Here is a 22,191-nt window from a genome sequence, read left to right as displayed (position 1 = left end):
CAGGGCAAACAAGTGAAAAATATTTTAGCGATTCAGTCGCACGTTGTTTTTGGTCACGCCGGTAACGCCGCGGCTGAGTTTCCGATGCGCCGCCTGGGTGCAAACGTCTGGCCGCTGAATACCGTGCAATTTTCCAACCATACGCAGTATGGCCACTGGACCGGTACGGTAATGCCTGCGACCCATTTAACCGATATCGTTAAAGGGATTGCGGACATCGACCGTCTGAAGACCTGTGACGCGGTACTGAGCGGTTATCTCGGCTCGGCGGAGCAGGGTGAGCAGATTCTGCAGATTGTTCGTCAGGTTAAAGCGGCCAACCCGAATGCCTGGTATTTCTGCGACCCGGTGATGGGTCATCCGGAGAAAGGCTGCATTGTGGCGCCGGGTGTGGCGGAGTTTCACTGCAAAATGGCGATGCCTGCCAGCGATATTATTGCCCCGAATCTGCTTGAGCTGGAGATGCTGAGCGAGCGCACCGTCACGGACGTCGACGCGGCGGTGGACGCTGCGCGGGCTCTGATTGCTCAGGGACCGCGTGTGGTACTGGTGAAGCATCTGGCGCGGGCGGGTCGCCGCAGCGATCGTTTTGAGATGCTGCTGGTGACGGCGGAAGACGCCTGGCACATCAGCCGTCCGCTGGTCGATTTCGGTGTCCGTCAGCCGGTCGGCGTGGGCGATCTGACCAGCGGTCTGCTGCTGGTCAATCTGCTGCACGGCAAATCACTGCAGGATGCGCTGGAGCACGTCACTGCGGCGGTGTATGAGGTGATGCTGAAAACTCATGAGATGGGTGAGTATGAACTGCAGCTGGTGGCGGCACAGGATGCCATCGCCAGTCCGACGCAGCACTTCGCGGCAGAAAAACTGTAACGCATCAGGGCCGGTTAACCGGCCCTGCACACTCAGGCTAAGCCTTCCGCTTTAAGCGCTGCCTGCACTGCAGGACGTTCCGCAACACGATCAAACCATGCCCCCAGCGCCGCGTAGCCGGACAAATCCAGTCCCAGCGCTTTTGCCCAGCGCGTCACCACAAACAGATAAGCATCCGCCACGCTGAAATGCATCCCCATCAGCCACTGTTTGTCACGCAATGACTCATCGACATAGCGGAATTTCGCTTCCAGCTGGCTGCGGGTCTGCGCTTTCACCTCATCGGAGTAGCCTGGGCGAAACAGGGGGCCAAAGCTTTTGTGCAGCTCGCTGCCGATGTAACTGAGCCACTCCACGGTGTGATAACGTGTCAGGCTGCCAACCGGCGCCAGCAGATGACGATCGGGTTTGAGATCCGCCAGATACTGTACAATCGCGATGCCTTCCGTCAGCACAGTGCCGTCGCTGAGCAGCAGCGCAGGCACCTGGCCTTTAGGATTAACCTGGCGGAAGTCGTCACCGCGTTCAGTGAGTTTTGTTGCCAGATCAACATTCACCTGAGTGAAGTCCAGCCCGCATTCGCGCATAACAATGTGAGGAGAGAGCGAGCAGGCGCCTGCTTTGCAAAACAGTTTCATGACCATGTACTCCTTGTTGCAATGGGATCACAGCATAGTAAAGACTCAGAGTAGGATTACCAGTGATAAGGATCAGGTATCTGCTAAGGGCGTTACTGTGGGACATAAAAAAAGCCGGGCAGAGCCCGGCTTAGCTAAAACGCGGTGGCGGTTACGCCTTCACGTCTTTTAATGTTGCGTCGCTGTCCTGTGCCTGAGTCATACGGTTCAGCAACGGCGCCGTAATCAGCATCAGCAGGGCAATTACCGCCGTCACGATACCAATTTCCTGGAATACACGGCTGTAGGTCGCCAGCGAAACCAGGGGATCATTCACGTTTTCAGGCACGGCCATCAGGTTTGCCACTTTACCGGCAATCACTGCTGCACCCGCGGTGGTCAGGAACCAGGAACCCATGATGAAGCCCATCAGGCGCTGAGGCACCAGCTGCGCCACCATCGCCAGGCCAAGGCCGGAGATCATCAGCTCACCGATACTCTGAAGCGCATAGCTCAGAATCAGCCAGTTAACAGAAACGATACCGGCATCGCTGGCGAACTTCGCGCCCATCGGCAGCACCAGGAACGCCGCAGAGCAGAGCACCATACCAAAGGCAAACTTGTGCGGCATCGGTAATTTATCGCCCAGCTTGTTATACAACGCCGCCAGCAACGGACTGGCCAGCATGATCCAGAACGGGTTCAGCGCCTGGAACTGCTCCGGCGCAAAGGTGATGCCGAAAATGGTGTGCTCAACGTTGCGGATAGCAAAGAAGTTAAGTGATGTTGGCATCTGCATATAAAGCACGAAGAACAGAATCGCTTCGACCATCAGCAGGAAGGCAACAATCATCTTACGACGCGCCGCGCCCTGCAGCGCAAAGGCCTCTTTGGCAAACACCAGTACGATACCGAGCGCAATCACCGCCAGTACCAGTCGTGCGATAACCTGGTGATGCAGCATCCAGTCAGCCAGTGCGATCAACACCACCACGCCAACCAGCGTCATCAGTAGTTTGCCGACCTGCAGCGGTGCAAAGTCCGGCTTCGAGCCGTAATCCCTGACCATGCGTTTGCAGAACAGGAAGTTAAACAGAGTAATAATCAGACCGATAACGCACAGTGAGAAAGCCACGCTGTAACCATATTTCGCCGCTAACCACGGTGTCAGCATCATCGAGAAGAGTGAACCGATGTTGATCGACATATAGAACATGGTGAACGCACCGTCTAAACGCGGATCATCTTTGTCGTAGCAGGTTGAGAGCAGTGAAGAAGGGTTAGCCTTGAACAGGCCGCTGCCCACCGCGATGGTGGCCATACCGACGTAGACAATGCTGACGTTATGACCGGAGAACGCCACCAGGGCATAGCCCAGGGCCAGCACCAGGACGCCCAGCACGATGACGCGTTTAGTGCCCAGCACTTTATCACCGAGCCAGCCGCCAATCGCGACCAGACCATAAACCAGCGCACTGAATGAAGAGAACAGGGTAATGGAGTCTGATTCAGACAATCCCAGTTGCTTCACCAGGTAAACCGCCATAATGGCCTGCAGGCCATAGAAGCCAAAACGTTCCCATAACTCAATCGAGAAGATTAAGTAGAACGCCTTCGGCTGTTTAAACGCATTGAGACTGACAGCCTCATCAGTGTGTTTGTTTGCAGTTGACACATGTACCTCAGTTTTTTCATACCCTGTTTCGGGACAGGAATTAAGTCCGCGTCATGTGAATTTTCCATGCGCAAGATTGTTATTAGAAGGGAAAAGCGGCGACTAATTTGGCTGATAACGGGCGACAGGGCAAGAATTTTCTGACAACCCGTCAGGTTCAGAAATGTTGGGTTAAAAAACTTATAATAAACTGTTAATTGGTTTTAAATGTTGAGCCGAACAAAAATATCAGTTCAGATACTCTGTATAATCACCGCACGCTGGAGAGTATTAACATTAACTGCTAATACGGGGTTAACCAGATAAATCGGTTGTTGAATAATAAACAGGCAGCATTAATAGCAGGCCACTGGCTAATTCACAGCCAATGTGACGAATTATCAGACATTACCCGCCCGTGATTGCCGGAAAAACAGTCAAACAGCGATCCTGCGCACAAAGAGATGATTTAATTCAGAAAGGAAAAAAAGAAATCGATTGCGTCGCGCGGCCTGGCACGGGAGCAAAGGGGGGATCACAACAGGCAGGAAGAGAAAACAGACACCGCCTGCCGGTGAAAACCGGCGCAGTCGTGTTAAAAAACTTATCAATACGCCGCCACGAAATCTCTCGCTCGACAGGAAATTAACATTCCGGTAACCTCTCAATTTCCCCCAGAAGGATCAGTTCATGTCGTCTCCCCTGCGTTTATCTCTCGTTGGTGACTACCGCGCCGATGCGGTTGCCCATCAGGCCATTCCCCTTGCTATTGAACGTGCTGCCCGCTGGCTGAACATCCCCGTTGAGGCGGACTGGATAGCCACCGACCAACTGAATGAAACAGACCTTACGCGCAGTGATGCGGTCTGGGTCGTGCCTGGCAGTCCTTATCGTAACGATGAAGGTGTCTTTGACACCCTTCGCTGGGCGCGGGAGACCGGGAAACCTTTGCTGGGTTCCTGTGGGGGATTCCAGTATGCGGTGATCGAGTATGCACGCAACGTACTGGGCTGGCACGATGCCAGTCATGCTGAAACCGACACCGGGGGACGGAAGGTCATTGCCCCGCTGAGTTGCTCGCTGGTGGAGCAGCGCGGCAGGGTAAGATTTGAAGCGGGTTCCCGTATCGCTCAGGCTTACGGGACGCTGGAAAGCGATGAGGGTTACCACTGTAACTTTGGCGTTAACCCGGAATTCAGTGACGCGCTGGGCGATAACACGCTGCGCATTACCGCCTGGGATGAAGCCGGTGACGTACGCGGCGTGGAGCTACCTGCTCATCCTTTCTATGTGGCCACGCTGTTCCAGTCTGAGCGCGCGGCACTGCAGGAAAAGGACTCTCCGCTAGTGATTGCCTGGATGCAGGCTGCGCTGGCGCAACAATAAACGCTGCCATCCTGTGACAGTGTCACAGGATGGCATTGATCAGCGTAACAGGGCCGGGCGTTTTGCGTTAAATGACCAGTTATCAATCAGAAACTGCATGCCCAGCGCGTCGTTTCGGTTTTTATCGGGCAGCGAATTGTAGAGTTCATGAGCAGCTTCGACCCGCGCCATATTCAGGGTAATACCCAGCCCGGGCCCCTCAGGCAGTTCCAGAAAGCCATTCCGAATCTGCGGCGCATGCTGCGTCAGCTGCTGGCCATCCTGCCAGATCCAGTGGGTATCAAACGCAGTCAGTCGATCGCCCGGTGCCGCAGCCCCCAGATGCGCCACCATTGCCAGTGACACATCAAAATGGTTGTTTGAGTGGCAGCCAGTTGTCAGGCCCCATTCATGACACAACTGCGCCACGGTATGTGCGTTACGCATCGTCCAGAAATGCGGGTCGGCCAGCGGGATGTCGATGGCATTAAGCTGTAAGGCATGCTGCAGCTGTCGCCAGTCATTGGCGATCATATTGGTGGCGACCGGAATACCCGTGGCTCGCTTAAACTCCGCCAGCGTTTCCCTGCCGGAATAGCCCTGCTCCGCGCCGCAGGGGTCTTCCAGATAGGGAATACGGCCCGCCAGCTGTTTGCCATAATAAATAGCCTCATCCAGCGACCAGCTGGCATTGGGATCAACCGTTACCCGCGCCTGAGGAAAACGTGTCAGCAGGGCGTTAACCGTCTCCACTTCCACTTCGGCATGATGTACGCCGCCCTTCAGTTTAAAATCCCGGAAGCCATAGCGATCGGCTGCCGCCTCCGCCAGCCGTACCACGCCGTCCGCATCCATCGCTTTCTCATGACGCAGTTGCAGCCAGGCATCACCGCCAGCGTGGCCCGCCTGATAGTTCATGCTGGTCAGGTTACAGTCGGCGATATAGAACAGATAGCCGAGGACGGGCACCCGATCGCGCTGTTTACCGCTGGCGAGCAATTCGGCAACCGGCAGATTCAGGTGCTGACCCAACAGGTCAAGCAGCGCGGCTTCAATGGCCGCGGTAGCGTTGTAAAACTTCTCCGGATTCATCTGCGGAATATGTATGTCGTCGGTATGCGCGGTCTGCTGGTGTCGTGCGTCGCTGGCAAATAGCGTGGCGACGGTGGCATTCAGCCGGAGCAGGTCGCTGCCCTCAATCTGCGGACGAAAGCGCGCCAGCAGCGCCAGCGTTGAAGCGTGGCAGGGACTTTCACCGACGCCGGTACGGCCTGCGGAATCGGTCAGGATCACCAGGATGCGGGTAAAGTAGCAGTTATGCGCACCGCCAATGTTCAGCAGCATGCTGTCATATCCGGCGACGGGCACGACCCGCATTGTTTTAATGACTGGACTGTCTGACATGTTGATTCTCCATAGGATCAAGGGAAGGCGGTGACGGCTTGCGGCGCAGCAGCAGCCAGAGTCCGGTCAGCAGCGAGACGCTGGTCAGGGCATAGAGGCCGCCGGTGGTGGAGCCGGTCTTCATCTCCAGATAGCCAAACACTGTCGGTGCGAAGAAGCCGCCAAGGTTGCCAACAGAGTTCACCAGCGCAATCCCAGGCGCAACAATCGAGGCGGGCAGTTCTCCCTGCGGCATCGGCCAGAAAAAGGTGGCGCTGACTTTCGAGCCGATACAGGCCACGATCATCGCCAGGAAGCCAAACCATGGGGAACCCAGCGTAGCCATAAAGGTGCCGCAGGCCGCGACCAGCATCGCGACGCCCAGCGCTTTATCGAGTTTGTCGCGGTGGCGGTCTGAAAAGCGACTCAGCAGGTTGATGGCAATAATGGCGCAAAGCCAGGGCACGGCGGTGAGAATGCCGATGCCAAAACTGCTGAAGCCCTGAATACGCTGAATAATCTGCGGCAGCCAGAACACCAGCGTATAGCCTGTCATGGTCATGGTGAAGAAGATGGCGCAGAAGAACAGCAGGCTGCGACTGCGTAACAGCGACATTTTACCAGGCGCGCGGTTAAGCTCGTCACGCTGTGCCTCTTCATTATTCAGCTGCTGTACCAGTGCCTGTTTCTCCGCATCGCTCAGCCAGCGAGCGTCGCCGGGGCGTGACACCAGTACCCATGCGGCGAGAATACCGACCAGCACGGAGGCACCGCCTTCGAGAAACATCACCCATTTCCAGCCGGCAATGCCTAAAAAATCGTGCATCATCAGAATGGCACCAGTGATCGGCCCGGAAAAGAGGAAGGCGCCCGCGGTGGCACTCAGCACCATCGCAGTGGCCCGGCCACGCCAGGCATTCGGGACCCACTGGCGGAAATAGAACAGTACGCCGGGAAAGAAGCCTGCTTCCGCCACGCCCAGTAAAAAACGCAGCAGGTAAAACTGGATGGGTGAGGTGACGAAACCCGTCATGACCACCACTAATCCCCAGGTAATCATGATGCGTGTCAGCCAGACGCGGGCGCCGAAGCGCTTCATCATCAGGTTACTGGGGACCTCAAACAGCGCATAGCCGATAAAAAACAGGCCCGCACCCAGACCAAAGGCCGCCGCGCTGATCCCGGCATCGGTGCGCAGTTCCGCCTTGATAAAGCCTATATTCGCGCGGTCGATCTGGTTAATGATCAGCATCACCACCAGCATGGGGATGATATGGGTGAAGAACTTTTTGATGGCGGAGGCGATCAGCTCATCGTGCTGCGGGGACAAAGCGCTATCCATCGGTCTTCCTCGTAAGAAACGTAAAGAAGAGCAAAGTGTAGGGCGCGCAAAAGGGCAGCTCTATGGGCATTCGCCCAGGACCCGATGGGCGTCCGGCCTGGACGATTGTGTTATCAATATGTTACGAGGTGGAGTGGGCGAAGCGGCTGAGCAAAAGTGTGGCAGCGATCAACGTCGTCAGCCCGCTGACGTCAGGAGAAGAGCGGAGTACCGACAGTCACAGCAGACAGGCTTCAGCCGCTAACCTGACGGCGCTGGGCAATCTCTTCCGCACGCAGCAGCAGTGCCTGCAAATCATCCTCATCAATATCCAGCAGTTCACCGTCCTGTAAAGCCTGATGCAAATCAGCACGCGTCAACGGGACCGGCATGGCGACCGGATCAGGTTTAACTTCCTGAGGCGCCAGCGGGTGGGGATAGCGGCGACCGGCCAGATTATTAAGCAGCAGAGCCAGGAGTGCCAGAGTCAGCGAGTTAAGCAGGATCGGCGTAAGGACAAACTGATAACCCAGTTGCTGCACTGAAGGCCCGCCCAGAATAGCGGTCAGTGCCACGGCGCCGCCGGGCGGATGCAGACAGCGTAGCTGGAACATCAACAGGATCGCCACGCAGGCCGCGACGCCGCAGGCAATCGCCGGATCGGGGATGAGCTGGCTGACGGTGACGCCCGCCAGTGCGGACAGCGTGTTGCCGCCGACTATCGCCCACGGCTGCGCCAGCGGACTGGCGGGCAGACCAAAGAGTAAAACCGCCGAAGCACCTACGGGCGCGACAAACCACAGATTCAGCTCCCCCAACATCCAGTGACTCAGCAGACTGGTCAGCACCAGGCCAATGCCCGCACCCAGTCCGGCAATCACCACATGCTTTTTGCTTACTGTCAGCGGATGTGGCCAGAATCGTGCCAGAAACAGGTGCAGCGGATGCCTCTCTGCAGTAGAACCTTTGATCATTACTTTACTCACCGTGTCATAACATTTTCTTATCGTCAGGGGCGGCGATTTTCCATCATCAACATCAATGTAACAACCCGACAAACTGTAGAGGTATTCAGGCGAGCCAGCGCGCGCAGCGAAAAGGGGCGTCAGGCTGGAAAGAGGGGTGCAGAGGGTTTAACCAGACAATAAAAAACCCGCCGCAGCGGGTCAGTCAGGCGAATCACTCGACTTTGTCGGGATACTCGCAAAGATCTTCAATCAGGCAGGCGCCGCAGCGCGGCTTACGCGCCACGCAGGTGTAGCGGCCATGCAGAATCAGCCAGTGGTGGCAGTCAACCTTATAGGCGGCCGGAACCACCTTCAGCAGCTTCTGCTCCACCTCTTCCACATTCTTACCCGGCGCAAATTTTGTCCGGTTGCTGACGCGGAAGATGTGAGTATCAACAGCAATTGTCGGCCAGCCAAAGGCGGTATTCAGCACCACATTGGCAGTTTTACGCCCCACACCGGGCAGAGCTTCCAGCGCCGCACGATCTTCCGGCACTTCGCCGTTGTGCTGCTCAAGCAGAATGCGACAAGTCTTAATCACATTTTCCGCTTTGCTGTTAAACAGGCCGATAGTTTTGATGTATTCCTTTACGCCATCCACGCCCAGCGCCAGCATCGCGGCAGGCGTATTTGCCACCGGATAAAGCTTTGCGGTGGCTTTGTTGACGCTGACATCGGTCGCCTGCGCCGAGAGCAGTACTGCAATCAGCAGCTCAAACGGCGAGCTGAAGTTCAGCTCGGTGGTGGGATGCGGATTGTTCTGCTGCAGGCGATGAAGAATCTCGGTGCGTTTAGTCTGGTTCACACCGGCTTCCCGACGGCGTTCTGAGGTGCCGCGTTTTCAGCAGCCTGAGCACGCAGGGCTGCCCGCTGTTTCATCTTCTGATCGATCAGGTATTTACCCGCCAGCATCATGCCCAGGCCAATAAACGCGCCAGGCGGCAGCATCGCCAGCAGCATGGGTGAATCGAAATGCACCACTTCGATACGCAGCGATTTCGCCCACGGGCCAAGCAACTGATCGGCACCGTTAAACAGTGTGCCACTGCCGATGATTTCACGCAGCGAACCCAGCACCACCATGGCGCAGGTCGCGCCCATACCGATGGCGAAGCCATCAAGCGCGGCAAGCGGGATACTGCTTTTAGAGGCGACCGCTTCCGCACGGCCCACCACGATGCAGTTGGTCACGATCAGCGGGATAAAAATCCCCAGCGACTGATAGAGACCGTAGGCATAGGCGTTGATCAGCATCTGCACGCAGCTCACCACCGAGGCGATGATCATCACATAAATCGGGATACGGATTTCTGACGGCACCCAGCGGCGCGAGGCCGAAATAAAACTGTTGGTCAGGGTCAGCACCAGCGTGGTAGCCAGACCTAAACCCAGCGCATTGGTTGCCGTCGCCGTGACCGCCAGCAGCGGGCAGAGGCCCAGCAGCTGCACCAGTGCCGAGTTGTTCTTCCACAGTCCACCCACCAGCAGACTTTTAGCTTCACTCATTTGCGTCTCCACATGCCGGTAACGAAGAGAGTCTCTCCGGAAGCGTTTTCATCAACAGCGCGGTGCGTTTGGTCGCATTGACCACCGCGCGTGGGGTAATGGTGGCGCCGGTGAATTGATCAAAGTCGCCGCCATCTTTCTTAACCGCAAACGCTTTATCCGCCGGACCATGAACCACTTTGCCATTGAAGCTGTTGATCCAGTCAGAGATGCGTAATTCGATCTTATCGCCCAGGCCAGGCGTCTCATGGTGTTCGACCACCCGCACGCCCAGTACTTTACCCTGGAAATCAGCACCGACCAGCATCTGTATCGCACCAGAATAGCCGTCAGGCGCAGTTGTCTCCAGTGCGGCAGCGACAGGCTGGCCGCCTTTACGCGCCAGAAAGAGATGGTGCGGTGCATTATTGCCCAGCGCAGCATCTGTGACAATGTAACAATCCTGCTGGATGTTATTGTCATAAAGGTCGGTGGGGACTACCTGATCCAGCAGGTTTTTCTGCTGCAGCAGGGTCTGATGTTCCACCGTCGGCCTGGTGACGGTGTTGACTACCGCCGTCGCTGCCGTAGTAATCGCAGCGAAAATCGCCAGCGTAACCCCATTTTTGCGAATCGTCTCCAGCATCGCTTACTCCTTCTGATGGCCGTAAACGCGCGGCTGGGTGTAGTAATCGATGAGCGGCACACAGATGTTTGCCAGCAGCACAGCAAATGCTACGCCATCGGGATAACCGCCAAAGCTGCGGATCAGCCAGACCAGCAGTCCAATCAGCGCACCATAGATCAGGCGACCCCGGTTGGTGGTGGAGGCAGTCACCGGGTCGGTGGCAATAAAGAACGCGCCCAGCATGGTGGCACCGGAGAAAAGATGAATCAGCGGGCTGTTCAGCGATTCCGGTGAGAAGAACGCGCCCAGCGTGGCGCAGAACGCCAGTGACAGCAGCATGGCAGCAGGAATGTGCCAGCGAATCGCACTTTTCCACAGCAGGAACAGGCCACCCGCCAGATAACCGACGTTAACCCACTGCCAGCCAAGGCCCGCCAGCACGCCGCTGTAGATCGGCTGGGCCAGCAGCTGTCCGGCGCTGTGCCCGGCACGTAAACCGGTTTTAAAGGTATCAAGCGGTGTCGCCTGGCTGATGCCATCCACACCCATCTGCAACTGCTGCATCGTTTCGCCCGCCAGCGTGTGGCCGTGGAATACCATGCTCAGACTGTCCATCAGTCCGGGTTTGATCGCCTGAAGGGTGTCAGGCGGCAACCAGCTGGTCATCTGTACCGGGAAGGAGATCAGCAACACCACATAGCCGACCATCGCCGGGTTAAACGGGTTCTGGCCCAGCCCGCCATAAAGCTGTTTAGCAATGACAACTGCAAACAATGTACCGATCACCACCAGCCACCAGGGTGCCAGCGGTGGCAGGCTGATACCGATCAGGACGGCTGTCAGCAACGCGGAGTTATCCGCCAGCGTGCTGGCGACCGGCGCTTTGCGCAGCCGTAAAATTGCCGCTTCTGTCAGCCAGGCAGTCAGCGTTGCCAGTAAAACCTGCAAAAAGGTGCCGTAGCCAAAGAAATAACACTGTGCAGCAAAACCCGGCACCGCGGCCAGCACCACCAGCAGCATGATGTTGCCAGTGCTGCGGCGATTATGGGTGTAGGGAGAACTTGCGATACGAAAAGCCATTTAATCCTCAAGCGTCGTAGACGACTGCGCTTTACGCGCTTTGGCACGGGCGATGGCGGCAGCAATAGCGGCTTTGCGCGCATCATCGGGTTGATTCAGTTCAGGTGCCTGTTCAGGTTCAGCATTAGCGTTATTGGCCTGTTCCTGAGCCTGCTCCGCATTCTCTACTGCAAAGTGTGCGGCAGTGGCCAGTGCCGCAGCGTCGCGTGAAGCAGCATCCGCGTCACTTTCAGCCTGCGCCGCTTTCTTCGCTTTGGCGCGGGCGATGGCGGCCTGAATCGCGGCTTTACGCGGGTCGGTCTCCGCGGCGGCGTCTGAAACAACTTCTGGAACGCTATCCGGTGCAGCCGGAGGCGTCGCCTCATTGCCTTCAGCCTGTGCCGCTTTCTTCGCTTTGGCGCGGGCGATGGCGGCCTGAATCGCGGCTTTACGCGGGTCGGTCTCCGCGGCGGCGTCTGAAGCAACTTCTGGAACGCTATCCGGTGCAGCCGGAGGCGTCGCCTCGTTGCCTTCAGCCTGCGCGGCCTTCTTCGCTTTGGCACGGGCGATAGCGGCCTGAACGGCGGCTTTACGCGGGTCGGTCTCCGCAGCGGCGTCTGGCGCGGCTTCATTCATACTCACGGATGCAACCGGAGGCGTGGCCTCATTGCCTTCAGCCTGTGCCGCTTTCTTCGCTTTGGCGCGGGCGATGGCGGCCTGAACGGCGGCTTTACGCGGGTCGGTCTCCGCAGCGGCGTCTGGCGCGGCTTCTGGAACGCTATCCGGTGCAGCCGGAGGCATCGCCTCATTGCCTTCAGCCTGCGCGGCCTTCTTCGCTTTGGCGCGGGCAACGGCAGCTTCGACAGCGGCTTTGCGCGGATCGACGCTGGCTTCAGCCCCGTTCTCTACTGCATCAACCGGCGTGACTTTCTTCGCTTTCGCCCGGGCAATGGCTGCTTCAACCGCCGCTTTACGGGGATCGATGGACTGACGCGTTACCGGCTGGGTTTCAGCCTGGGCCTCGGCCTGACGCAGACGCGCCTGCGCATGGCGGGCTTCACGCTGAGCGTCAAGGGTTGCCTCATCCGGCTCAGGGGTCTGGCGGGCTTTCACTCGCGCTTTTGCAGCCGCCAGTTCACGGGTATCGGTGCGGGCCACACGCTGTTTCGCCTCTTCATGACGCGCTTCGCGGGCCTGCTTCTCACGCTCCAGTCGCGCCTGACGCGCTTCAAAGCGTGCTTTGGCTTCCAGCGTGCGTTTCGCTTCCAGATCGATGGCGCGCAGTTCCGCTTTTTCCTGACGGTAATATTGTACCAGCGGAATGTTACTCGGGCAGACATAGGCGCAGGCGCCACATTCGATGCAATCATCAATGTGGTGTGAACGCGCTTTATCGTGATCGCCGCCCTGGCTGAACCAGTAAAGCTGCTGTGGCAGCAGTTTAGCCGGACAGGCATCGGCACAGGCGGAGCAGCGAATGCACGACTGCTCTTCGTCGTTGTTGCCCATTTCACTGGCAGAGGGGGCAAGAATACAGTTGGTGATCTTCACCACCGGCACATCCAGCGAAGGCAGAGTAAAGCCCATCAGCGGACCGCCCATAATCACCATCTGACGCGGTGCAGGTGTAAATCCGACGTGGTGCAGCAGATGGCTGATTGGGGTGCCGAGACGACTCCAGACGTTACGCGGCTGTGCAATTGCCTCGCCGGTCAGTGTCACCACGCGCTCAGTAATCGGCTCACCATTGATAATGGCCCGTTTAACTGCCCAGGCGGTGCCGACGTTCTGCATCAGCACACCGATATCAGTGGAGCGTCCGCCGTGCGGCACTTCCATGCCGGTCAGAATGCGGGTCAGCTGCTTGGCACCGCCGGAAGGGTATTTGGTCGGAATCACCCGGATTTGCAGGTCGCGCTCGCTACCCAGCGCCTGTTTCAGCGCAGCGATCGCTTCAGGTTTATTATCTTCAATGCCAATCATCACCTGCTCGGCCTGGAGCACCCAGGCAAGAATGCGGCTGCCTTCCAGCACTTCGGCGGCGTAGTCCTGCATCAGGCGATCGTCAGCGGTGATATAAGGCTCGCACTCGGCCGCATTGATAATCAGGGTTTTAACGCCGCGCAGGCCGCCTTTCAGTTTGGTGGCAGTAGGGAATCCCGCACCGCCCAGGCCCGCGATGCCCGCGTCGTGAATACGCTGTACAACATCCGTGCGCGGATGCTGACGGTAGTCAGGCAGCGGATCGAGCGGCATCCAGCGGTCATCGCCATCGGGCGTCAGGAAAATACAAAGCTCGGACAGCCCCGATGGATGCGCGGTCATATGCTGACCAATATCTTCAATCACGCCGGAGGTGGGCGCATGGACCGGCAGCATACGGCCCGTGCCAAACGTCAGAGGCTGACCGCGCAGCACATGGTCGCCAGGCGCAACGCAGATCTCACCTTCGTGTCCGATATGCTGTTTCAGCGGAATAATAAAACGGTGCGGCAACGGCAGTTCGCTGAGCGGCGTGCCGTTGGACTGGGTTTTCATTTCCGGCGGATGAATACCACCCTGAAAATCCCAGACCTTCTCTTTTTTCAGGAAGTTAAACAGATTAAGCATGAGTTTTTACCGGGATCACCCGTACAGGAATGGTATTCAAATCCCACTTCCAGTTAGCTGGTGTGGTTTCAACCGGACGCATCTCAATACAGTCAGTCGGGCAGGGTGCCACACAGAGATCGCAGCCGGTGCAGACATCGCTCAGCACGGTGTGCATGGCGCGGGTTGCCCCGACAATCGCATCCACCGGACAGGCCTGAATACATTTGGTGCAGCCAATGCAGTTGGCCTCATCAATAAAGGCGACGGTACGTACCGGCTCTTTCGCCGTTTCATCACCATCAATCGGCTGCGGTTCCACGTTGAGCAGCGCAGCCAGCTTGAGCATGGTCTGCTCACCGCCTGGCGCGCATTTATTGATCGCTTCACCGTTGTTGCCGACCGCATCCGCATAAGGACGGCAGCCAGGATAGCCGCACTGGCCACACTGGCTCTGTGGCAGAATGGCATCAATCTGCTCAACGATAGGATCTTCTTCCACTTCAAAGCGGCGCGAGGCGTAACCCAGCAGGGCACCGAACACCAGGCTCAGCGCACTGAGTACCGCAACAGCAATCCAGATCGCGGTCATCAGAATTTCACCAGGCCGGTGAAGCCCATAAATGCCAGCGCCATCAGGCCCGCAGTAATCAGGGCGATGGAGTTGCCTTTAAACGGGGCAGGAACATTCGCCAGCACCAGGCGCTCACGCATACCGGCGAACAGCACCATCACCAGCGAGAAGCCGATTGAGGCGCTGAAACCATACAGCGCGGCCTGCATAAAGGTGTGGTTAAGGTTGACGCTCAGCAGAGGCACACCCAGTACCGCACAGTTGGTGGTAATCAGCGGCAGAAAGATACCCAGCAGGCGATAGAGCGACGGGCTGGTTTTACGCACTACCATCTCGGTGAACTGCACCACAACAGCGATGACCAGGATATACGCCATGGTCCGCAGATAGACCAGGTCCAGTGGCAGCAGGATCAGATGGTTGACCAGCCAGGCGCAGATCGAGGCCAGGGTGATCACGAATGTCGTGGCGAGGCCCATGCCAATCGCCGTTTCCAGTTTTTTGGAAACGCCCATAAAGGGACAAAGGCCGAGAAACTTCACTAATACGAAGTTATTCACCAGCACGGTGCCAACAAAGAGAAGCAGATAATCGGTCATTTTTTCGCCTGGGAGCCAGAAAGCGGCTTATTATCATTGATAGCGCGACGTATCTCAACACCCGCGCCACCCGCAAGGCGGCAGACCGCACTCAGAATTAAATTCCTGACACAACTCACCACATCAGGGCGCGATAAAGGTCTTTTTTACCCGTTCTGAGCGTTTAAAATAGGGCACAAACACCGCAGCGGCCAGCAGTGACAGCAGTAATGTCTGGAGGGCCCGGCTATCAGCGACTGGCGTGAAAGCAAAAGTTTTCAGCGCCAGTAGCACGGTAATAAGCAGCCAGAGCAGATAATGGCGCGGCAGGCGGCGGGAGCGCTTCAGGAACAGCCAGCTGATCCAGAGACTATAGGCCCAGACCGCCACAGCGGTGAGCAGAGAAATGGCCCAGTAAGAGAAGAGTGTGCTGCCGTGAGAAAACAGCGCGACACGCCATTCCGGATTAAACAGGGGTGTCAGATACATCGCCAGCACCAGAACGGTGGTTAACAGGGTCATTATCAGCCAGGCCAGCGGCAGCAAAAGCCAGCCACCAATACGCGGCGCAGCAGCCTGTTCATTCATCGTGGTTATTCCTGTCTCGGGGAGTCGAAGCGCAGCAGAATAACATGTCCAGAGGGGCGCGCCCATCCGGACAAGGTCAGCGGTAAAAGAGGTGATGAATCAGTCTGAGATCAGACTACGTAGCGCCACACCGTTTTAGGAACACAGCCCAGATCATATAACCGACCGCCAGAGGCCAGTTCAGCGCGCCGATGGTCGGCAGCCCGGTACATATTGATGATTTCCAGATCATTCGTCAGGGAATAATTCAGATGATCGAAAAGCTTTTCCAGACTGTCTGTATTATTTACTTTGCGGAATTTAAGCAGGTAATCGTGCGCAGTCATCATTGCCATAAGAGATAGAAGTAACAAAGGAGTGCTCAGTATAGGGGGCAGGCTTAAGCTGTCCAGATCATGCAGATGAAAAAAGCCGAAAATCAGACAAAAGCACCTTATTCGTCACTAAAAGTCCATATCTGGCTTTTTTACTGTTATTTGGGTCGTTAACTCAGGGGCTTTGCCTTAAATACCCGACTGGCACCGGGAGCAGAGCACGCGAATAAATCGTTTACTGTAGAGATAAAACATTATTTTTATTTCATTCGGCCTGGACAGGGAGTCAGCGTCTTCTTTCTGACGTTTTTACCGCGGGAAATTTGACCGTTCGGGAACCCCTGCTATAGAAACGTTTCGCTCCTGCCCTGAAGCCACTGACGACTGTGCGGGCAATCACAAATCCCATTTTTTGTTCATCGTAAGCCGGATAACCCGTTTTGTACGCCTGGCTGTAATCGTTTCCAGTGGCGATAAACATAAGCGATTCTGTTTATTACAATTATTTAACGGGCATTGTCATTTTAATCAGCCGTTTTATCCATAATACCCCAGCCAGCGAACCCGCGACTCTGCACGTAACTCCTTTAAATTGCTCTATTTTGTGAAGTATGTCGCCATTATGCACCCTTTTTTAGTCCAGTCTAAGCAGGCTCTCTACCCTAAACAGCAAACGCCTTTCAGAGGATTAAAAACTATGTGGAAACGTTTACTTCTGACCACGCTGGTCAGCGCCGCGTTAACCGGCCCGGTACTTGCCGCAGATATGACGGTCGGCTTCTCGCAGGTCGGTTCGGAATCTGGCTGGCGCTCAGCGGAAACCAACGTAGCGAAAAGCGAAGCCAAAAAACGCGGGATCACCCTGAAAATCGCCGATGGACAGCAGAAACAAGAGAACCAGATCAAAGCCGTACGCTCATTCATCGCGCAGGGCGTTGATGCCATCTTTATTGCGCCTGTTGTACAGACTGGCTGGGAGCCGGTCCTGGAAGAAGCCAAAGATGCCAAAATCCCGGTTTACCTGCTGGACCGCGCCATCGTGGTGAAAGACAAATCGTTGTATCAGGCGGTGGTGACGGCGGACAACGTGCTGGAAGGCAAACTGATTGGCGACTGGCTGGTGAAAACCGTGGGCGACAAGCAGTGTAACGTGGTGGAACTGCAGGGCACAGTGGGTGCCAGCGTGGCGATCGACCGTAAGAAAGGCTTTGCCGAGGCGATCAGCAACCATCCAAATATTAAAGTGATTCGCTCGCAGTCCGGTGACTTTACCCGCAGTAAAGGTAAAGAGGTGATGGAGAGCTTTATCAAGGCAGAGAACAACGGCAAAAACATCTGCATGGTTTACGCGCATAACGATGACATGGCGATCGGTGCCATCCAGGCGATTAAAGAAGCGGGGCTGAAACCAGGCAAAGATATTCTTACCGGCTCAATTGATGGTGTACCGGATATCTATAAAGCGATGCTGGCGGGTGAGGCTAACGCCAACGTCGAGCTGACGCCAGATATGGCTGGCCCGGCGTTTGATGCGCTGGAAAAATTCAAGAAAGATGGCACGCTGCCGCCAAAAGTGATCAAGACCGAGTCGAAGCTGTTCCTGCCTGCTGATGCGCAGAAGGAGCTGGATAAGAAAAATGGTATGGGTTACTGATTCACAGACCCGCCACAGACCAGCCGCAGACCGCCCTACGGGGCGGTTTTTCATGACGTAAGGCGGAGTGAGCAGAATGACCACGCAAAATGAAACACCGCTGTTATCTATCAGCGGCGTCAGCAAAGGGTTTCCCGGCGTCAAAGCGCTGAGCAATGTTTCCTTTGATATCCGTAAAGGGGAGATCATGGCGCTGCTGGGCGAGAACGGCGCAGGCAAATCCACCCTGATTAAAGTGCTGACCGGGGTTTACACGCGCGACGCGGGCACGATCACCCTGAATGGGGAGCCCATTACGCCGCATAATACGGCGCAGGCGCAGGAGATGGGCATCGGCACCGTCTATCAGGAAGTGAATATGCTGCCGAACATGTCGGTGGCGGATAACCTCTATATTGGCCGTGAGCCGCGCCGCTTTGGCATGATCGACCGTCGGAAGATGGTGCGCGATGCCGATGCGCTGATGCGGAACTACGGTTTTTCCCTTGATGTGACGCGCCCGCTTGGCCACTACTCGGTGGCGATGCAGCAAATTATCGCCATCTGCCGCGCGGTGGATCTGTCGGCCCAGGTGCTGATCCTCGATGAGCCGACAGCCAGTCTGGATGCCAGCGAAGTTGAGATGCTGTTTACCCTGATGGCGCAGTTAAAAGCCAGGGGGATGAGCCTGATTTTTGTGACCCACTTCCTCGACCAGGTGTACCGCATTACTGACCGGATTACCGTACTGCGCAACGGGCAGTTTATCGCCACCCGCGATACTGCCACGCTGCCGCAGATTGAACTGATTAAGCTGATGCTGGGTCGCGAACTGCTGGAGACGGCGTTACAGCGTCAGGGCAGTACGCTGCGCAGCAATCAGCCGGTCGTGTCGTTTGAAGATTACGGCAGGAAGGGCACCATTGAACCCTTTAACCTGTCGGTACGTCCCGGTGAGGTCGTCGGCCTGGCCGGTCTGCTGGGTTCAGGCCGTACCGAAACTGCCGAGGTATTATTTGGTATTCGTCGTGCCGATCGCGGAACCGCGAAGATCAAAGGCAAAGTGCAGCGCATTACCAACCCGGCGAAAGCGTCACAACTTGGCATGGGTTTTTGCCCGGAGGATCGTAAGACTGACGGGATTATTGGCGCGGCCTCCGTGCGCGAAAATATTATTCTGGCACTGCAGGCGCAACGCGGCTGGTTACGGCCGATTAAGAAGCGTGAACAGCAGGCGATTGCCGATCGTTTTATCAAAAGTCTGGGCATTCGCACGCCGCATGCAGAGCAGCCGGTGGAGCTGTTATCGGGCGGCAATCAGCAGAAGGTGTTGCTGTCGCGCTGGCTGGTCACTAAACCCCAGTTTTTAATCCTCGACGAACCGACGCGCGGTATTGATGTAGGCGCGCACGCCGAAATTATCCGTTTAATTGAATCCCTGTGCGCCGATGGTCTGGCGCTGCTGGTGATCTCCTCTGAACTCGAAGAGCTGGTCGGTTATGCCGATCGGGTGTTGATCATGCGCGATCTGAAGCAGGTGGCTGAAATTCCGCTGGAGCAGCTATCCGTGGCGTCGATCGTCAATGCTATCGCAGACGGAGGGGCAAAACATGCTTGAGTCTCCTATGACATCTGAAAAAACGCCACGTCGTAAGCTGAAACTCCCGCCAGGGATGCCGCAAATCGCCGCGCTGCTGCTGGTGCTGTTGATCGACAGTCTGGTGGCCAGTAACTTTTTTGCGGTGCATCTGCAGGATGGCCGCCTGTTCGGCAGTCCAATCGATATTCTTAACCGTGCGGCACCGGTTGCCCTGCTGGCTATTGGGATGACGCTGGTGATCGCGACTGGCGGCATCGATCTTTCCGTGGGGGCGGTGATGGCGATAGCGGGCGCGACGGCCGCCACACTCACCGTGGCCGGGCACGGTGTGCCGTTTATTATTCTCTGCACGCTGGGCACCGGTTTAGCCTGTGGTTTGTGGAATGGGGTGCTGGTGGCGCTGCTGCGGATTCAGCCGTTTGTTGCCACGCTGATTCTGATGGTGGCCGGACGCGGTATCGCTCAGTTGATTACTCAGGGACAGATTGTGACGTTCGATAGCGACAGTCTTGGCTGGTTTGGTAATGGCTCACTATGGATGTTGCCGGTGCCGGTCTGGATTACGCTGGTGGTGGCGCTGGCCGTATGGCTGCTGACGCGCAAAACCGCGCTGGGTCTGTTTATCGAAGCCGTGGGGATTAACCTGCGCGCTGCACGCAATGCGGGTGTGACGGGCTGGCTGGTCGTGATGTCTACTTATGCGATCAGTGGCGTCTGTGCCGCCGTCGCGGGTCTGATCGTCACAGCAGATATTCGCGGTGCGGATGCCAATAACGCGGGTTTATGGCTGGAGCTGGATGCAATTCTCGCTGTGGTCATTGGTGGGGCATCTTTGATGGGGGGGCGCTTTAATCTGGTGTTGTCGCTGATTGGCGCACTGATTATTCAGTCGATGAATACCGGGATTTTGCTTTCTGGCTTCCCGCCTGAGCTGAATCAGGTCGTGAAAGCGGTGGTGGTGATGTGCGTGCTGTTGCTGCAGTCACCGCGGTTTATTGCGATGTTGAAACGGAGACGCCCGACATGATCAAACGTCATCTTCCGCTGATGATCACCTTGCTGGTGTTTGTCGCAGGTTACCTTTTTTGTCTGAGTCAGTTTCCGGGCTTTGCCTCCACCCGGGTCATCTGCAATATCCTGACCGATAACGCCTTCCTTGGCATTATCGCCGTCGGCATGACCTTTGTGATTTTATCCGGTGGTATCGACCTGTCGGTCGGCGCAGTCATTGCGTTTACCGGTGTGTTTCTGGCGCGAGCAATTGGTGATTTCCATGTCGATCCGCTGCTCGCGTTTGCGCTGATTCTGTCACTGGGTGCGCTGTTCGGTGCCATGATGGGCTGGCTGATTGATGCACTGAAGATCCCGGCCTTTATCATTACGCTGGCGGGGATGTTTTTCCTGCGCGGCTGCAGCTATCTGGTGTCCGAGAACTCGATTCCAATCGATCATCCGTTCTATACCCTGCTTTCAAGTCTGGCGTGGAAAGTGCCGGGCGGAGGGCGTCTTAGCCTGCTGGCCGTGATTATGCTGGTTGTGGTGTTTGGCGGGATTATTCTGGCGCATCGCACACGCTTCGGTAACCGGGTTTACGCTATCGGCGGCAATATGACGTCCGCTCAGTTGATGGGTGTTTCAACCCGTGCGACGACCATTAAGATTTATATGCTTTCCACCACGCTGGCAACGCTGGCGGGCATTGTGTTCTCTATCTATACCTCGGCAGGTTATGCACTGGCCGGTCTGGGTGTGGAGCTGGATGCGATTGCGTCAGTGGTGATTGGCGGCACGTTGTTGTCGGGTGGCGTCGGAACTGTGCTGGGCACGCTGTTTGGCGTGTTAATTCAGGGACTGATTCAGACCTGGATTAACTTCGACGGCACGCTGAGTTCGTGGTGGACCAAGATCGCCATCGGGATTCTGCTGTTTGCGTTTATCGCGCTGCAGCGGTTACTGACGGTGATCTGGGATCGTCAGCAGAACGCACCCGTCAAACGCATCCCTGGCTGAGTATTGCGTATTCTGGTTAATGGCGGCTCTCAGGAGCCGCCTTTTACTGCGCCAGATGCAGCACCATCACCGTGACTTCTTCACCCGCGATGTGCCGCTGTTCCACCGCCAGCCAGCCTGAACGCTGATAGTACGCCTGTTGATCGGGCGTATAGAGCCAGAGTTCGCCAATTTGCTGTTGTCTGGCTCGCGCAATCGCCTGCTGAATCAAGGCCTTTGCCACGCCCTGGCCCCGAAATTTTTTGTCCGTCACCACTTCACCTATCCAGTATTCCCTTGCCGGAATGTCGTCCAGTTCAAAACGGATGATGCTACAGGTCGCGATCACTGTTTCGCCATCCGGTGTGGCGATGAGGGTTAATTCCGACGAGCCGGTCTGATTCCGTTTTGTTAAACGCGCAAGGATGGTGGGCTGATGCGACCATGCAGGAAGATGTGACCATTCGGTGTGCAGCAGTTGTGCGGTTTGTCCGGCGAAGCCGGGATGCTGGTTCAGATCGGCAATTTGCATGGCGTTGGCACCTTGTTTTATCAGGTATGTAGCAATACAGGCTGGTGGGAGAAAGTGCAAGATGATGAAAGAGTTGAGTTTTAGCAAAGAGACCGGTGCTCTTATGTATTATCGGGAAAACAATCGCTATGGGATTCAGGTGTAAGGTCAGGAAAGGTATGCCTGATCGCAAAGGATTCCCGCATCCATGCGGATCGGCCGCGCCATCCCTGGCGCGGACGCTTTGCCCTTCAGGCATGCCATTCCTTCCCGGTTGGGCTTAATCATTGCTGTAAAGGGCAGTGCGAAATTGAAATAATGGAGTGCACAGTTGCAGCGAAATGGGACTTTCCCAGTAAGGGCTTTTATTACATGCTGATTATGCTGAGTTTTTGAATATTCGCAAAAATGCAAAATTAAGGA

General features: G+C 56.3%; 21 protein-coding genes. 6 read left to right on the top strand and 15 right to left on the bottom strand.

Annotated features, from left to right (window positions below):
* The first annotated feature begins 12 nt into the window (after window positions 1-12).
* The gene (gene pdxY, locus HZZ01_RS05530; protein ID WP_013357761.1) at window positions 13-873 is read left to right on the top strand and encodes a pyridoxal kinase PdxY; all 861 of its coding nucleotides are present in this window, start codon (window positions 13-15) and stop codon (window positions 871-873) included.
* Between the two features lie 32 nt (window positions 874-905).
* Here the strand turns inward: pdxY and gstA are convergent, their stop codons facing one another.
* Together gstA and dtpA are read right to left on the bottom strand one after the other, a co-directional pair.
* Entirely contained in the window at window positions 906-1,511 is a 606-nt protein-coding gene (gene gstA / locus HZZ01_RS05525; RefSeq protein WP_179895843.1) for a glutathione transferase GstA, read from the bottom strand.
* Between the two features lie 151 nt (window positions 1,512-1,662).
* The gene (gene dtpA / locus HZZ01_RS05520) at window positions 1,663-3,165 is read right to left on the bottom strand and encodes a dipeptide/tripeptide permease DtpA (RefSeq protein ID WP_179895842.1); all 1,503 of its coding nucleotides are present in this window, start codon (window positions 3,163-3,165) and stop codon (window positions 1,663-1,665) included.
* Window positions 3,166-3,834: 669 nt separating this feature from the next.
* Between dtpA and HZZ01_RS05515 the strand changes: the two genes are divergently transcribed.
* Window positions 3,835-4,530: a CTP synthase gene (locus HZZ01_RS05515; protein ID WP_179895841.1), complete on the top strand. Its 696-nt coding sequence runs from the start codon at window positions 3,835-3,837 to the stop codon at window positions 4,528-4,530.
* 39 nt (window positions 4,531-4,569) lie between these two features.
* Here the strand turns inward: HZZ01_RS05515 and HZZ01_RS05510 are convergent, their stop codons facing one another.
* The 12 genes from HZZ01_RS05510 to ydgT all read right to left on the bottom strand — a co-directional run bounded on the left by HZZ01_RS05510 (window position 4,570) and on the right by ydgT (window position 16,047).
* Window positions 4,570-5,913, bottom strand: coding sequence for an enolase C-terminal domain-like protein (locus HZZ01_RS05510; protein WP_179895840.1), 1,344 nt, complete (start codon window positions 5,911-5,913; stop codon window positions 4,570-4,572).
* Window positions 5,891-7,234: an MFS transporter gene (locus HZZ01_RS05505; protein ID WP_179895839.1), complete on the bottom strand. Its 1,344-nt coding sequence runs from the start codon at window positions 7,232-7,234 to the stop codon at window positions 5,891-5,893. The genes HZZ01_RS05510 and HZZ01_RS05505 overlap by 23 nt, the downstream gene beginning before the upstream one ends.
* Window positions 7,235-7,467: 233 nt before the next feature.
* Entirely contained in the window at window positions 7,468-8,187 is a 720-nt protein-coding gene (locus HZZ01_RS05500) for an HPP family protein (protein ID WP_179895838.1), read from the bottom strand.
* A gap of 205 nt (window positions 8,188-8,392) precedes the next feature.
* The gene (gene nth, locus HZZ01_RS05495) at window positions 8,393-9,025 is read right to left on the bottom strand and encodes an endonuclease III (RefSeq protein WP_061062392.1); all 633 of its coding nucleotides are present in this window, start codon (window positions 9,023-9,025) and stop codon (window positions 8,393-8,395) included.
* A complete protein-coding gene (locus tag HZZ01_RS05490) occupies window positions 9,022-9,726 on the bottom strand; it encodes an electron transport complex subunit E (protein WP_003849003.1) in 705 nt (234 codons plus the stop codon). The genes nth and HZZ01_RS05490 overlap by 4 nt, the downstream gene beginning before the upstream one ends.
* Complete coding sequence (rsxG, locus tag HZZ01_RS05485; protein WP_179895837.1) at window positions 9,719-10,351, bottom strand: electron transport complex subunit RsxG; 633 nt, start codon at window positions 10,349-10,351, stop codon at window positions 9,719-9,721. The genes HZZ01_RS05490 and rsxG overlap by 8 nt, the downstream gene beginning before the upstream one ends.
* Before the next feature lie 3 nt (window positions 10,352-10,354).
* Window positions 10,355-11,413 (bottom strand): electron transport complex subunit RsxD, encoded by a 1,059-nt coding sequence (gene rsxD / locus HZZ01_RS05480; RefSeq protein ID WP_179895836.1) that lies wholly within the window; start codon window positions 11,411-11,413, stop codon window positions 10,355-10,357.
* Window positions 11,414-14,002, bottom strand: coding sequence for an electron transport complex subunit RsxC (gene rsxC / locus HZZ01_RS05475; RefSeq protein ID WP_179895835.1), 2,589 nt, complete (start codon window positions 14,000-14,002; stop codon window positions 11,414-11,416). It abuts the gene before it with no gap.
* On the bottom strand, window positions 13,995-14,573 hold the full coding sequence (gene rsxB / locus HZZ01_RS05470) for an electron transport complex subunit RsxB (RefSeq protein WP_179895834.1): 579 nt from the start codon (window positions 14,571-14,573) through the stop codon (window positions 13,995-13,997). Before rsxB ends, rsxC begins: the two co-directional genes overlap by 8 nt.
* The gene (rsxA, locus tag HZZ01_RS05465; RefSeq protein ID WP_136198741.1) at window positions 14,573-15,154 is read right to left on the bottom strand and encodes an electron transport complex subunit RsxA; all 582 of its coding nucleotides are present in this window, start codon (window positions 15,152-15,154) and stop codon (window positions 14,573-14,575) included. Before rsxA ends, rsxB begins: the two co-directional genes overlap by 1 nt.
* A 123-nt stretch (window positions 15,155-15,277) precedes the next feature.
* Complete coding sequence (locus HZZ01_RS05460) at window positions 15,278-15,721, bottom strand: DUF2569 domain-containing protein (protein WP_179895833.1); 444 nt, start codon at window positions 15,719-15,721, stop codon at window positions 15,278-15,280.
* A 110-nt stretch (window positions 15,722-15,831) separates the two neighbouring features.
* A complete protein-coding gene (gene ydgT, locus HZZ01_RS05455) occupies window positions 15,832-16,047 on the bottom strand; it encodes a transcription modulator YdgT (protein ID WP_179897057.1) in 216 nt (71 codons plus the stop codon).
* A gap of 685 nt (window positions 16,048-16,732) precedes the next feature.
* On the opposite strand from ydgT, the gene ytfQ reads away from it, so the two are divergent.
* The 4 genes from ytfQ (at window position 16,733) to yjfF (ending at window position 21,278) form a co-directional block, all read left to right on the top strand.
* Complete coding sequence (ytfQ, locus tag HZZ01_RS05450; RefSeq protein WP_090961336.1) at window positions 16,733-17,689, top strand: galactofuranose ABC transporter, galactofuranose-binding protein YtfQ; 957 nt, start codon at window positions 16,733-16,735, stop codon at window positions 17,687-17,689.
* 76 nt (window positions 17,690-17,765) lie between these two features.
* Window positions 17,766-19,286, top strand: coding sequence for a sugar ABC transporter ATP-binding protein (locus HZZ01_RS05445; RefSeq protein WP_179895832.1), 1,521 nt, complete (start codon window positions 17,766-17,768; stop codon window positions 19,284-19,286).
* On the top strand, window positions 19,279-20,295 hold the full coding sequence (ytfT, locus tag HZZ01_RS05440; RefSeq protein ID WP_179895831.1) for a galactofuranose ABC transporter, ATP-binding protein YtfT: 1,017 nt from the start codon (window positions 19,279-19,281) through the stop codon (window positions 20,293-20,295). The genes HZZ01_RS05445 and ytfT overlap by 8 nt, the downstream gene beginning before the upstream one ends.
* Window positions 20,292-21,278 carry a galactofuranose ABC transporter, permease protein YjfF gene (yjfF, locus tag HZZ01_RS05435; RefSeq protein WP_179895830.1) on the top strand — a complete coding sequence of 329 codons (987 nt, stop codon included), beginning with the start codon at window positions 20,292-20,294 and terminating at the stop codon, window positions 21,276-21,278. Before ytfT ends, yjfF begins: the two co-directional genes overlap by 4 nt.
* A 43-nt stretch (window positions 21,279-21,321) precedes the next feature.
* Here yjfF and HZZ01_RS05430 read toward each other — a convergent pair whose 3' ends face one another.
* On the bottom strand, window positions 21,322-21,789 hold the full coding sequence (locus HZZ01_RS05430) for a GNAT family N-acetyltransferase (RefSeq protein WP_179895829.1): 468 nt from the start codon (window positions 21,787-21,789) through the stop codon (window positions 21,322-21,324).
* Between the last annotated feature and the right edge of the window lie 402 nt (window positions 21,790-22,191).

Source organism: Pantoea sp. WMus005, from assembly GCF_013415305.1.
In the GTDB taxonomy this organism is placed as follows: Bacteria; Pseudomonadota; Gammaproteobacteria; order Enterobacterales; family Enterobacteriaceae; genus Pantoea; species Pantoea rara.
This window is presented reverse-complemented; position numbering and strand designations above follow the sequence as displayed.